The sequence below is a fragment of the Parafrankia sp. EUN1f genome, from assembly GCF_000177675.1.
GTDB lineage: Bacteria > Actinomycetota > Actinomycetes > Frankiales > Frankiaceae > Parafrankia.
Map to the genome: position 1 here is coordinate 38,858 of NZ_ADGX01000056.1, position 13,706 is coordinate 52,563.

The 13,706-nt window shown below is 70.2% G+C and carries 8 protein-coding genes and 1 pseudogene; 4 read left to right on the top strand and 5 right to left on the bottom strand.

All coding sequences use genetic code 11. From position 1 onward, the window contains the following. Positions 1 to 276 precede the first annotated feature (276 nt). A complete protein-coding gene (locus FREUN1FDRAFT_RS18215; RefSeq protein WP_006541594.1) occupies positions 277 to 1,749 on the top strand; it encodes an ABC transporter substrate-binding protein in 1,473 nt (490 codons plus the stop codon). A 207-nt stretch (positions 1,750 to 1,956) separates the two neighbouring features. Here FREUN1FDRAFT_RS18215 and FREUN1FDRAFT_RS18220 read toward each other — a convergent pair whose 3' ends face one another. The 5 genes from FREUN1FDRAFT_RS18220 to FREUN1FDRAFT_RS18235 form a co-directional block, all read right to left on the bottom strand. Then, a complete protein-coding gene (locus tag FREUN1FDRAFT_RS18220) occupies positions 1,957 to 2,553 on the bottom strand; it encodes an ATP/GTP-binding protein (protein WP_035952152.1) in 597 nt (198 codons plus the stop codon). Beyond that, the gene (locus tag FREUN1FDRAFT_RS18225) at positions 2,534 to 2,893 is read right to left on the bottom strand and encodes a DUF742 domain-containing protein (RefSeq protein WP_006541596.1); all 360 of its coding nucleotides are present in this window, start codon (positions 2,891 to 2,893) and stop codon (positions 2,534 to 2,536) included. Before FREUN1FDRAFT_RS18225 ends, FREUN1FDRAFT_RS18220 begins: the two co-directional genes overlap by 20 nt. Before the next feature lie 25 nt (positions 2,894 to 2,918). After that, positions 2,919 to 3,341 carry a roadblock/LC7 domain-containing protein gene (locus FREUN1FDRAFT_RS18230; protein WP_006541597.1) on the bottom strand — a complete coding sequence of 141 codons (423 nt, stop codon included), beginning with the start codon at positions 3,339 to 3,341 and terminating at the stop codon, positions 2,919 to 2,921. Beyond that, on the bottom strand, positions 3,338 to 3,691 hold the full coding sequence (locus tag FREUN1FDRAFT_RS46475; protein WP_232295259.1) for a hypothetical protein: 354 nt from the start codon (positions 3,689 to 3,691) through the stop codon (positions 3,338 to 3,340). The genes FREUN1FDRAFT_RS18230 and FREUN1FDRAFT_RS46475 overlap by 4 nt, the downstream gene beginning before the upstream one ends. A gap of 203 nt (positions 3,692 to 3,894) precedes the next feature. Continuing rightward, entirely contained in the window at positions 3,895 to 7,089 is a 3,195-nt protein-coding gene (locus FREUN1FDRAFT_RS18235; protein WP_232295260.1) for a nitrate- and nitrite sensing domain-containing protein, read from the bottom strand. Positions 7,090 to 7,574: 485 nt separating this feature from the next. Here FREUN1FDRAFT_RS18235 and guaA point away from each other — a divergent pair. From guaA to FREUN1FDRAFT_RS18255, 3 genes and pseudogenes are all read left to right on the top strand, one after another. Then, positions 7,575 to 9,178: pseudogene (gene guaA / locus FREUN1FDRAFT_RS18240) on the top strand (glutamine-hydrolyzing GMP synthase). A 787-nt stretch (positions 9,179 to 9,965) separates the two neighbouring features. After that, positions 9,966 to 11,360, top strand: coding sequence for a threonine/serine dehydratase (locus FREUN1FDRAFT_RS18250; protein WP_006541602.1), 1,395 nt, complete (start codon positions 9,966 to 9,968; stop codon positions 11,358 to 11,360). Positions 11,361 to 11,506: 146 nt separating this feature from the next. Next, positions 11,507 to 13,706 (top strand): UvrD-helicase domain-containing protein (locus FREUN1FDRAFT_RS18255; protein WP_006541603.1); only part of this gene is annotated, 2,200 nt, incomplete at its 3' end.

Here is a 13,706-nt window from a genome sequence, read left to right on the forward strand (position 1 = left end):
TTCCAGGCCGGCCCGGCGGCTGCCCGACGGAGCGCACGCTGATGAGTGCGTGCACCCGCTGTGCAGAATGCGAGTGCGAGGGCTGAGTATCGATGCTTCGCGGATCGCGGCACAGATCATTGTTGGCGGCACGGATCGAACCTGCTGCACTCCGTGAGGGCTTTCGGTAGAAGTCCGACATAAGGGGCCGCCTGGCCCACTGGCGTTCGCGGCGGAGTTGGAGTGGGATGGACCCGGTGAATTCCATTTTTTGGTCATGCGGCAGGATCGTGTGTCATGTTCTGGTCTGACCGCGTTGCGGGTGCCAGGCGGCGGGACGCCGCCCAGGAGGTCTCGAGCAACGGAGGTGCCGACCTCCCCGATTCGATCGGATCGGCGCCGGACACGGCACCGCCGGTCCAGGCTGGCCCGCGGGTCGAGACGCGTCCGGAGGGCTGGCGGCTGGTTGATCGTCGCGGCATTCTCAAGGCGGCCGGGATGGCCGCGGCCGCGGCGCCCGCGGCGACCCTGCTGGCGGCCTGTGGCGGTGGTTCCGGCGGCGGCGAGGCCCGCAAGGTGCGCATCGGCATGGTCAGCCCGCGCACCGGGGCGTTGCGAAGCTACGCCGATGTGGACTCCCACGTCGTCCAAAGCATGAACACCATCTTCGCCGACGGCACCCGGGTCGGGCGTAACACGCTACCGGTGGAGATCTTCGTCCGGGACGGGCAGTCCGACCGGAACCGTGCGGCCGCGGCCGCGGCCGATCTGATCTTCGTCGACAACGTGGACATCGTCCTGGTCGGCGGCGGCGCGGACAACGTGAACCCGGTGTCCGACGTCTGTGAGGCGCAGGGCGTTCCCTGCCTTTCGACCTCGGTGCCCTGGGAGGCGTGGTTCTACAGCCGTGGCGGCAAGGCCGAGACACCGTTCTCCTGGACGTACCACGTCTACTGGGGGATGGCGGAGCTCCGGGGGGCCTACCGGGCGATGTGGCGGGCGCTCGACGTCCCGCACACCGTCGCCCTGCTGCTCCCCAACAACCAGGAGGGCGAGGCCTTCAACAACTCCGCCTACGGGTTGTCGAAGCTCACGGACGATGGTTTTCAGATTGCCGGTACGCACCGCTACAACGTCGGCGACCAGTCGTTCGGTGAGTTCGTCAACGGTATCGTCTCCAACAAGGTGTCGATAGTCGCCGGCAACCCGAGCATCACCGACTTCTCGGCCTTCTGGAAACTGCTCAACGAGAGGGACTACAAACCGCACATCGTCACCCTGTCAAGCACCCTCCTCTTCCCGACGGATGTGGAGGCGCTCGGTCTCGCGGCCGACGGGTTCACGACGGAGGTCGGTTGGTCGCCCAAGTTCCAGTACCGCAGCTATCTGACGAAGCGGACGGCCGAGGAACTGGCCAACGAGTTCGACATGGGTACCTGGTCCCAGCCGCTCGGCTTCATCCATGCACTGTTCGAGATCGTCGCGCAGGCGCTCGAGAGCGTCGACTCCATCGATGACCGCAGTGCGGTTGCCGCGGCGATCGCCGGAGTGCAGGCGAGCACGATCATTGGCAACGTCAGCTTCAACAACGCCCCGAACACCGGAATCCCCAAGAACGTCGCGACCGTTCCGCTGGCCGGCGGGAAGTGGACGAAGCAGCAGTCCTCCAGCGTCCCCTATGCCCTGCATGTCGTCGAGGCCAACGGGCTGACTCTCGCCCCGGATTCCGACAGCACCCGGATGGTCGACCTGCAGAGCATGAACACCTGACCGGTGGCCTACAGCTGACTGGTGTGGCGGTGGGCCGCGGCTCGGTGGAGCCGCGGCCCACCGCCATCAGGATGGCTTTGCGCTCGTCCGCTTTCCGCCATTTCGAGAAGGTCCACGACAACGGCGTGGGGGCGCTCCCGTGATCGGGAACGCCCCCACGCCGTTGTCAGTGCCGGGCACCGGGCCCGCGAATCCGTCGTCCGCGGGTCAGGTCCGCGCCGCCGCGCGCGACATGGTGTGCTCGACGACGGCGATCAGCGCGCTCTTGGTGGAGTCGCGGTTGCGCGCGTCGCAGGTGATGATCGGCACGGCCTGGCTGATCTGCAGCGCCTCCCGCACATCCTCGATGGAGTGCCGAAGGACGCCATCGAAGCAGTTCACCCCGATGACGAAGGGAAGCTGACGCTGCTCGAAGTAGTCGACCGCCGCGAAGCAGTCCGCGAGGCGCCGGGTGTCCGCCAGCACGATCGCGCCGATCGCACCCCGGACGATGTCGTCCCACATGAACCAGAACCGGTACTGCCCGGGGGTCCCGAACAGATAGAGGATCAGGTCCTCGTCCAGGGAGACACGGCCGAAGTCCATCGCCACGGTCGTGGTGGTCTTGTCAACGAGATGAGTGAGGTCGTCGACATGTGCGCCGGCCTCGGTCATGACGGCCTCGGTGCGCAGCGGGACGATCTCGGACACGGAGCCCACGAACGTCGTCTTGCCGGCGCCGAACCCACCCGCCACCACGATCTTGACAGACGTGGTGGCGACGGCGGAGTTGACCCGTCTGTGGTCAGAGCTTTCGAAGGCCACTGAGAACCCTTTCGAGCAACGCGAGATCCGGCGCCTCATCGCGGTCCGGCTGCTGGTGGACGCGGACGAAGCCTTCGTCCGCCATGTCGCCTACCAGGACGCGGGCGACCCCGAGAGGCACCCTCAGACCGGCGGCGATCTCAGCGATTGACCGCACCTGCCGGCACATGGCAGCGATGGTCTGCTGCTCCAGGTTGAGGCTTAGTGCCCGCTCCTCACCGAGCGGGGTTGTGAAGACGAGTGCCTCTATGGCGAGCTCGTAACGGGACCGAGTCCGCCCACCGGTCATCGCATAGGGGCGGACGACCGGTCCGGGCGCGTTCTCGGGATCGATGCTCACCCTGACTCCCTGGACCTACCCACATTCACCGCGGAAGCGTTCCCTGCAGCTCGGCTCGCAGAGCCGGAGTGAGGACGTCCTTGGCACGGGTGACGAGCAACGCCATCTCGTAGCCGACAAGGCCGATGTCGCAGGACGGCGCGGCGAGTACCGCCATGCTGGCCCCGTCGCTGATGGCCATGATGAACAGGAAGCCGAGTTCCATCTCGACGACGGTCTGCGTCACGGCTCCGGCCTCGAACACCCGGGCGGCGCCGCCTGTGAGGCTCACCAGCCCAGAGGCGACCGCAGCGAGCTGGTCGGCCCGGTCCCGGGGGAAACCGTCCGAAACAGCCAACAACAGTCCGTCGGCGGAAACCACCACGGTGTGGGCGACGCCCGGAACCCGGTCAACAAAGTTGTTGATCAACCAGTTGAGGTTCTGAGCCTCGGTACTCACGGGTGTCACCGTTCCTCCTGCGCGTCACGTCGGGGGTTCCTCGTGGTGTCGACTCCGACATCACGTCCCTGCCGCACGCCCTGGTAGAAGCTGGCGAGCCGTCCACCGACAGCCTCTGGCGAGCGTGTCGTCGGCTCGGGGGGACGCCGGCGGGGCGCTGGTTCGGCGCTGCCGGGCACGAGATGGGTCATGGGAACTCGAACCGGAAGTCCGGACCGTGTGGTGCCGCCGGTGCTGGGCTGACGGAGCTGCTCCGCGGCCTTCCAGCCCTCGTCACCCGCGGAAGACCAGGAGCCGTCGGCGGTCTGCCCGGCGGCCGGCCCGGTGGGGGTCAGGCGCTGCGGCCCGGTCTGCGGCATCGGCCGCGGCGCCTGTGCCGCCGCGGGTGCCGGAATCCCGGCCCCTGGGCGGCGCATCCCCCGAGCGGGGGATTCGAGAAGGGGTTCGCCCCGCGTCGGTACCCGCGGTGCGGCCGCCGGTGGCATACCCGGGCGGGCTGGTGCCTGCGGCTGGGCCCGCCGCGGCAGGGGCGTCCCCAACACCGATGCGGCCGCCGCTCCGGTCATGCCCTGACCGCGGACAGGGCCCGGCCGGACCGGGGCCTGCTGGACCGGGGCCTGCTGGACCGGGGCCTGCTGGCCGTCGGCGGGCTCGGGTGTCCTGCGCTGGAACCAGGCCGAGACCGAATCGAAGATCGGCGTGGTGAGGGCGTCGTCCCCCTCCTGCTCGTCCGCGACGATCTCGCCGGTGTCCTCTCCGCCCCCGAAGGCGGACCGGGCGAGCGGGCCGCTCTGCGTCGGGTCCACCCCCCGGTTGCTCCGGAAGGCCGCGGCGAGGTTCGGGCCGGTCTGGGGGAACGCGTCGTTCGGTTCGGGGCTGGGTCGGCTGGGCGCGCGGTTGAAGACCCCGCCCGGCCGCTGCAGAGCGTCGGTGTCCGGCTCGCTGTACATCTGGGTGGGGCCGGTGACCGGCCCGACGGGCAGCGGACCGGAGGGCGGTGCCTCGTCGTAGCGGCCATCCATGAGGGGAAAGCCGCCGGTGTCCGTGGAGAAGCCACCGGTGTCGAGGGAGTAGCCGCCGGTGTCCGTGGAGAAGCCACCGGTGTCGGCGAGGTCCGGGCCGGGCTCCGGTGCCTGCTCCAGCTCACGTCGCCCCGTTGGAGGCGCGTAGGCGCGGGGCTGCTCGCCGGAGCCCGGCCCGCCGTAGCCGGCGCCGTCGCGGTAGGGCAGCGGAAGCGGACCGGAGTTGAAGGCCTCCAGGGAGAACTCGCCGGAGTCCTCCGGGCCGCGCCCGTGCATCGGGTAGGAGCCGGTCGAGTCGCCGCCGCCTGGTTCGGCACCGGCGGGAGCCCGGTCAGAGGTGTTGTCCCGGTAGCCGCGGGGGTCACGCGCGTACTGGCCGTTGCGGTCGGACCGGTCCGACCGGTCCGACCGGGAGCCGTCGAACAGCGACGCCCCGCCGGGGGTGGCGAAGCCTCCGGTCGCCGGCGGCCCGAAACCGGGGTCCCGGGCGAGCCCGTTGCTGGCGGGCGCGAACGAGGAGCCGCCGGCCGCCGAGGCTGCCGCTGGATCGACGACGGGGCTGAAGTTCGTGGTCTGCAGGCCTGCTCCCAGCCCGTTGCGCTCGGGGGCGGGGGAAGGGCGTTCCCGCGGGCGGGAGGGAGGGCGGGGCTGGCGGCGGCATCCCGACCACCCGTGGCCGGGCTGAGGGCCGCCGGGCGCGGGCCGCCCGGGACGGCGCCGCTGTCACCGGTGACCAGTTTCGCGGGCAGCCGGACAACCGCGGTGATGCCGCCGGAGGCGGACTCGCGCAGCTGGACGCGGATGCCGTGCCGGCTGGCCAGCCGACCGACGGCGAACAGACCCATGGTCCGGGAGACGGAGACGTCGACGACCGGCGGATTGGCGAGGCGGTCGTTGACCCGCTCGAGCTCCTTCGCGGGCATGCCGATGCCCTGGTCCTCGATCTCGATCATGGCGCCGGCGCCCGGGCCGAGTGAGTGGCTGGAGACCAGGACGTCCGTGACCGGTGGGGAGTAGGACGTGGCGTTCTCGAGCAGCTCGGCGATCAGGTGGACGACGTCGCTCACACCGCTGCCGGCGATGGAGACCGGCGCGGCACCGGTCTGCTTCACCCGGGTGTACTGCTCCACCTCGGAGATGGCCGCGAGGACGACCTCGTTGACCGGGACGGGGTGGGTCCACCGCCGCGCGGTGTCCGTGCCGGCGAGAACCAGCAGCGACTCGTTGTTCCGCCGCATACGGGTGGCGAGGTGGTCGAGCTTGAAGAGGTTGGCGAGCTGGTCCGGGTCCTGCTCACGGTTCTCCAGATCGTCGATCAGGCGGAGCTGCCGCTCGACGAGTCCCTGGCTTCGCCGGGAGAGGTTCACGAACATCGCGTTGACGTTGTTCCGCAGGACGGCCTGCTCGGAGGCGAGCCGGACCGCCTCCCGGTGGACCGCGTCGAACGCCCGCGCGACTTCACCGATCTCCTCGTCGGAGTCGATACCGATCGGCTCGACGTCGTCGTTGAGGGTCTGATCACTGGAGTCGCGCAGTCGGCGGACGGCGTCGGGCAGCCGGCGGCCGGCGACGTCGAGTGCGGCCGTTCGCAGCGAGAGCAGCGGCCGGACCAGCGACCGGGCGACGACCACGGCCGCCAGCAGGGCGCTGGCGAGAATGAAGACGATCAGCAGACCGGAGAGCAGCGCGCCGCGCTGAATGCTGCCGCGCAGCTCGTCCACCCGATTGTCGATGTCGTCGAGCAGGGTGACGTCCACCTCGGAGCTGAGGTTGATCCATTCCTGGGTGGCTCGCGCCCACTTCTCCGACGGCGGAGACGCGAGCTTTTGGCCGGTGGTGGCCTCGAGTATCTGCTCCGTGTAGAGATCAGTGCTCTTGATGTCCAGGCTCTCGTCGGGGTTGAGCTTCTCCCGGAAGCGGGCGAGCTGAGCGGGAGTTGCGTCTTCCTCGAACGCACGGACCAGCTCGATCCGCTGTGAGTGAGCGGTGAGGAACTCGCGGTAGTCGTCGGTCGAGAATGGATCAGCGCTCAGGATGACGCTGTACGCGAGGGTCTGCGTCGTCGCGATTTCCTCGTTCGCGCGAACGAGGTGATCGGCGGCGTTGACGCTGCGCAGCAGCGCCGGATCGTCATTTCCCTGGGGGATCAGGACCACCAGATCGATCAGGGAGGTGATCAGGGGTGAATAGGCGGCGCGCACCGAGCTCGGGTCCGCCATGCTGGTGCTGGCCTTGCGCAGGTTGGCCAGATGGCCCAGGGCGTTGGTGGTGTCACGCAGCGAGTTGCGGACCTCGGGCCCGAAGGACCCCTCGTGCCGCTTGACGATGTTCTGGTAGCTGGTGAGCGCGTCGTTCGTCGCCGTCTGCCGGGCGGCCACGGAGGCCACGGCACTGCTCCCGCTGCCGCCACCGCTGCTGCTGCCGCTGGAGGCGATCCTGCCGGCGGTGTAGGTCCGCTCCTCCTGCAGGGCGTGGACGAGGGTGGACGCCGATCGGTTGATCTCGATGAGGTCGCGGATCCGGTTGACGTCCCGAGTGCTGGTCAGCACGGAGGCCGCCTGGATCGAGGAGTTGACCAGGATGGCCACGACGGGCACGGCGAGAATCGCGATCAGCTTGGTGCGTACCCGCCAGTTGGTCGGGTCGGTCACCGTCTGACGAAGGCCGCGCCCACCGGCTCGTTCCGGTCGTGGCGGCGTCGGGGGCTGGTCGCCGTGGTGTCCGTTGTCTTCCACGGACGAACCAGCGGCAGCCATGGGCGGCTGGTCTGTGGCCATGCCCGTGCTGCTGGCCATCGGTTGTCTGCGCACGTACCTTCGCAACCTCTCCGCCAGCCTCCCGGAACAGGTCGTACCAGGATGGCTCGGTATCGGGCCCGGATGTCCCTCACAACGCACCTTAGCGGGACGTAGTGAGCATCCGAAAGGCGCCCACCGTACGCCCGTTGTGGGTCACGGGCCAGTTGTGGGCGGTTTGCGCCCGAGTTTGTCACCGATGCCCATCTCGGTGGGCACTGTGGGTCGAGCTGATCCATGGGTTGGCCGCATCGATCGCGGGTGAGGACGTTCATGGACCTTTCGATCGGATCACGCATCACGGTCTTCGCGAGTCCTTCGCCGGTCGGTTCGTCCGGACGAGCCGAAGACGTCTCCAATGTGCCGCCGCCGGGCGGCGCGCGCCACCCGGCACGCATCCGCGTCGGCGTCCGTAGGCTTGATGAGTGAACGAGTCACCTCGTGGCAGCTATGGCTCCACCGATGCACATCCCGGATACGACACCGTTCTTGTGATCGACTTCGGTGCGCAGTACGCCCAGTTGATCGCTCGCCGTGTGCGTGAGTGCCATGTGTACTCGGAGATCGTCCCGTGGGATATGCCGGTCGCGGAGATCCTGGCTCGCCGTCCGGCAGCGTTGATCCTTTCGGGCGGCCCGAAGTCGGTCTACTCGCCGGGCGCCCCGCGGGTCGATCCGGCCCTCTTCTCCGCCGGGATCCCGGTCCTCGGGATCTGCTACGGCCACCAGGTGATGGCCCAGGCGCTGGAGGGGACGGTCGCGCGTACCGGCACCGCCGAGTACGGGGCGACCCGCCTGCAGGTGAGCGACCCCGGAGTGCTCTTCGACGGGCTCGCCGTCTCCCAGCAGGTGTGGATGTCCCACGGTGACTCGGTGACGGCGGCGCCCCCCGGGTTCAGGGTGACGGCATCGACCCCGTCGACGCCGGTCGCGGCGTTCGAGGATCCCGATCGTCGCCTCTACGGCGTGCAGTTCCATCCCGAGGTCGTCCACAGCGAGCGGGGGATGGACGTCCTGCGTCACTTCCTGCTGGCGGGAGCGGGCTGCCGGCCGTCCTGGACGATGCTCAACATCGTCGACGAGGCGGTTGCCGCGGTGCGCAAGCAGGTGGGCGGCGGTCGCCTTATCTGTGGTCTGTCTGGCGGCGTCGACTCGGCGGTGGCGGCCGCGTTGGTGCAGCGGGCCGTCGGGGATGCGTTGACCTGCGTGTTCGTCGACCATGGCCTGCTCCGGGCGGGGAGGCCGAGCAGGTCGAACGCGACTTCGTCGCCTCGACCGGCGTCGAACTGGTGCATGTGAAGGCGGCCGACCGGTTCGCGGCGGCGCTGGCCGGTGTCACCGATCCCGAGCAGAAGCGGAAGATCATCGGCCGTGAGTTCATCCGGGTCTTCGAGGAGGCCGCCCGGGAGCTCGACGCGCGGGCCGAGGCCGAGGGCGCCAGGATCGGATTCCTTGTGCAGGGCACGCTGTATCCCGACGTCATCGAGTCCGGCTCACCGACCGCGGCAAAGATCAAGTCCCACCACAATGTCGGTGGCCTTCCCGACGACCTGCAGTTCGCGCTGGTCGAGCCACTGCGCACGCTTTTCAAGGACGAGGTCCGCCACCTCGGCGAGGAGCTCGGGCTTCCCGAGGAGATCGTCTGGCGCCAGCCTTTCCCCGGGCCCGGGCTCGCCGTGCGGATCATCGGAGAGGTGACGCCCGAGCGGCTCGACATCGTGCGCGCCGCCGACGCGGTGGTCCGCGAGGAGATCCGCCGGGCCGGGCTCGACCGCGAGATCTGGCAGGTCTTCGCGGTGCTGCTCGCGGATGTTCGATCAGTGGGGGTCCAGGGTGACGAGCGGACCTACGGTTGCCCGGTGGTTCTTCGTGCCGTGACCAGTGAGGACGCGATGACGGCCGACTGGGCCCGGCTGCCTGCCGCGTTGCTGGAGCGCATCAGCAACCGGGTCGTCAACGAGGTGCCGCAGGTGAACCGGGTCGTCTACGACATCACGTCGAAGCCGCCCGGCACGATTGAGTGGGAGTAAGGCGATCGGTTTCGGTGTAGCCGGCTGGTCCGCCGGCTACACCGCCGGACCGTCGACGGCGGCCTCGGCGCAAGGTGTTGGGAGTTACATGTCCCTATATTGCCGTCAGGTGTCGATCCTCGTGGGTTTTGTGTCGTTTCGTGGCTGTTTGTGGGTTCGCAGTGGCCCGCCGACATGGCGATGGGCGCCGAAGCATTCCGCGGATGTCCGTCTGGAGGCTCTCCGGGGGTCGACCTCGGTGCGGACTTCATAGGCCTTGTCCGGCCTAGTCCGGTGCCATCGTGAGCCACCCGCGCTCGGTCGAGACATAGGTTTGGGTGCGCTGGCGGAAGGTATTCCGCTCGGATGTTCGAGGCGAGTTCATACGATCCCGGCGGCCGGTGTTTTGTGTCGGGGAGTTGCCGCTCGGTGGCAATAAACCTCGGATGCGATCCGGCGATTCCCCGTGGGGAACATAACGAACCGGACATTACGGATATTTAGTGGAGTATGACAGTGCTGTCTTCGGCTCACAACGGCGATCCCGTCGGAGTGGAACCGCCCGGTGTCGGGCTGGTCGCGGACGGCTCTGTCGCCCGGACGAAGCGTCCCCTGCCGGCCGGCCGGTTTGACTACGTCCGCGCCGCGGCGCACTCTAGAGGTGTGCCGCTGTTCCTCATGGTGATTACGTAGGCGCGCGACGCCCGAGAGGGTCGCGCGCCAAGCCCTTCCGCCCATCGGCGGGGGGCTTTTTCGTTTGCCGCGGCCGCAGGGGTGAGGTGGCCGCCGAGCCACCAGGAGAGTGTCGATGACATCACCATCCGTAAGAAGGCCGCCGGCTGACGGCGCCGGGTCCTCCCGCGCGGACGACCCGACCGACGCCGACGGCGCCGGAGAACGCCAGGGCGGGGCAGCGGGGGCCCTCGCCCGGATCAGTCCGCAGTCAGCCGTGCCGGCGCCGGAACGCGCCCGAGGCCCGCTGCCCGCCCACCGCTCGTCCGGTGGGCGCACCGCTCCCCGTGCCCGCGGTTGTGACGCGGCCGGGCTGCGTCCCGCCGGCCTGCCTGCCAGCTCGGGGCTGGCTGGCACCACTGGCCTGGCTGGCAGCTTCGGCCTGTCCGGTGGTCCTGTCCGCTCTGGCGTTTGCGGCCTGCCGGTCGACCTCGCCGAGGTCACCGCGGCCGCCGGGTGGCTGGGCGGTGTGGCGCGCCGTACCCGGGTCGTGCCGGCGGCCGGGAGTCTGACCGGGCATGTCGGTGCGCCGGTCTGGCTCAAGTGCGAGCACGAGCAGCACACCGGTTCGTTCAAGTTGCGGGGCGCGTTCAACCGGATCGCGACCGCGGGGCCGCGGGCACGCGCGCGGGGAGTCGTCGCGGCGAGCGCCGGCAACCACGCCCAGGGCGTCGCCTTCGCGGCGGCTCACTTCGGCGTCGCCGCGACCATCTTCGTGCCCGAGGGTGCGAACCCGGCCAAGGTCGCGCGTACCCGCGCGCTGGGCGCCCGCGTCGAGCACGTGCCGGGAGGCGTCGACGCCGCGCTGAGAGCCGCCGACGCCTTCGCCGCCGCCAGCGGTGGGCTGCTGGTCCACCCGTTCGACGACGTGGCTGTCATCGCGGGCCAGGCAACGATCGGGCTGGAGCTCCTGGAGCAGGTGCCGGAGCTTTCGACAGTGATCGTCGGGGTGGGTGGTGGTGGTCTGCTGAGTGGTCTGGCGGTGGCGCTCAGGGGCCTGCGGCCGGACGTTCGCGTGATCGGTGTCCAGGCAGCCGCCGCGCCGGCGTTCGCGTCGTCCTTTCACACCGGCCGCCGCCTGGTCGTCCCACCGGGCGCTCCCGGTACCGGCACGGGCTCCGGCACCGATGCCTGCCAGGCCGGGGCAGCCACGGGAACCGTGGCCGACGGCATGGCGGTCGGCGCGCCCGGCCGGCTTACCCTGGCACTGGCCGAACGGCTGGTGGATGACGTCGTCACGGTCGACGAGGACGCGTTCTGGGAGGCGATGGTCGCGCTGCGGCGGTCGGGCCACCGGGTGGAGCCCGCAGGAGCCGCCGGTGTCGCGGCCCTGCTGCGGATGCCCCGGCTCGCCCACGGCGCCACGGCGGTGGTGCTCTCCGGCGGCAACCTCGACCCCGCGGTGGACGCGAGGGTGGCCGCGCTCGCGGCCGGCGCGTCCGCGGGCGCTCGGACGAACGCGCCTGGGTGACCGCGTCCGGGGTGAAAGCGTCCGGACCCGAGCGCCGACCCGCGGGCCGAGCATGGAAGTGTCGGACCCGCCCGGCATCATGGCGCTGTGGTTGACCTGGCCACCGCGTCGGGCGGTTCGTCCGTCGAACGTACGATCGAGGTCTGATGAGCACTCTTTTCGACGACACCTTTGGCCCTGAATCGCTGGTCGACGGTCTGGCGCCCCTTGGCGGTGCGGGCTCGCGGGAGGGCGCGGCGGCCGGCGGCGGTGCGGCGCGCGGCGGGGCCGCCGGCGGCGGTCGGGCGTCGGGCGACTTCGGCCCGGCGGTGCTCGAGGCCGGAGCGGGTCGCCCCAGGCCGCCTCGTCTCGACCCGGGCGAACTGCTGGAGGGGCTCAACCCGCAGCAACACGCGGCGGTGGTGCACGCGGGCGCGCCGTTGCTCGTCGTCGCCGGTGCGGGCTCGGGCAAGACCCGGGTGCTGACCCACCGCATCGCCTACCTGCTCGCGGCGCGTGGCGTGCGGCCGGGCGAGATCCTCGCGATCACGTTCACGAACAAGGCCGCAGGGGAGATGAAGGAGCGCGTCGAGGCGCTCGTCGGCGGGCGGGCCAGAGCGATGTGGGTGAGCACGTTCCACTCGGCCTGCGTGCGCATTCTGCGTTCGGAGGCGGCGCGGCTCGGATTCGCCTCCTCCTTCTCCATCTACGACGCGGCGGATGCCCAGCGCCTGCTCACGTTGGTCACCCGCGATCTCGACCTCGACCCCAAGCGCCACACCGCCAAGGCGCTCGCGGTGGCGATCAGCGCTCTGAAGAACGAGCTCGTCGACTGGGAGACGGCCCGGGACCGAGCCGCGAGCCACATCGAGCGAACCGTCGCCGAGGTGTACGCCTCCTACCAGCAGCGGCTCGCACAGGCGAACGCGCTGGACTTCGACGATCTGATCATGATGACGGTCAACCTGCTCCAGGCGTTCCCCGACGTCGCCGAGCACTACCGGCGGCGGTTCCGCCACGTGCTCGTCGACGAATACCAGGACACCAACCATGCCCAGTACGTCCTCGTCCGCGAGCTGGTCGGCCGCCCCGGCCCGGCCGGGAGCGCGGGGGCGGGATCGGGTGCGGCGGAGGGCCAGCCCGGCACGGGCGGCGACGAGGGCGCGGGGCCGGCGGGAGCAGGCCACGGCGGCGGCGGTCCGGTCCCCGCCTCCGGGGCCGTACCGCCGGCGGAGCTGTGCGTGGTCGGGGACGCCGACCAGTCGATCTACGCCTTCCGCGGGGCGAACATCCGCAACATCGTCGAGTTCGAGCAGGACTACCCGAACGCGGCTGTCATCCTGCTGGAGCAGAACTACCGGTCCACCCAGACGATCCTCTCCGCGGCGAACGCGGTGATCGCGCGCAACGCCCAGCGCAAGGCGAAGCGCCTGTGGTCCGATGCCGGTGACGGCGAGCGGATCGTCGGCTTCGTCGCCGACAACGAGCACGACGAGGCCGCCTTCGTCGCGGAGGAGATCGACCGCCTCAGCGACGACAAGCTCGCCCGGCCGGCGGACGTGGCGGTCTTCTACCGGACGAACGCCCAGAGCCGAGTGTTCGAGGAGATCTTCATCCGGGTCGGGCTGCCGTACCGGGTGGTCGGCGGCGTCCGGTTCTACGAGCGCCGCGAGATCCGTGACCTGCTCGCCTACCTGCGGGTGCTGGCGAACCCGACGGACACGGTGAACCTGCGGCGGATTCTCAACGTTCCGCGCCGCGGGATCGGTGACCGCGCCGAGGCGATGATCTCGGCCTTCGCGGAGCGCGAGCGCATCCCGTTCGCCGACGCGCTCGCCCGGGTGGACGAGGTGCCCGGGGTGGCGACCAGATCGGCCCGGTCGGTCCGGGACTTCGTGGCGCTGCTGGGCGATCTGCGTGACCTGCTGCCGAGCGGCCCGCTGGCCGTGATCGAGGCCGTGCTGGAGCGGACGGGCTATCTCTCCGAGCTCGTCGCGGAGGACACCATCGAGGCCCAGGGGCGGGTCGAGAACCTGCGGGAGCTCGTCGGGGTGGTCCAGGAGTTCACCGAACGGCGTCCCGACGGCAGCCTGGCCGAGTTCCTGGAGCAGGTCTCGCTCGTCGCGGACGCGGACCAGATCCCCGACGACGACGGCTCCGACGGCGTCGTCACGCTGATGACGCTGCACAGCGCGAAGGGTCTGGAGTTCCCGGTCGTGTTCCTCACCGGGCTGGAGGACGGTGTCTTCCCACACCTGCGCACGCTCGGGGATCCGACCGAGCTGGAGGAGGAACGGCGGCTGGCGTATGTGGGTGTCACCCGGGCCAGGGCACGGCTGTACCTCACCCGGGCCCAGGTCCGCAGCG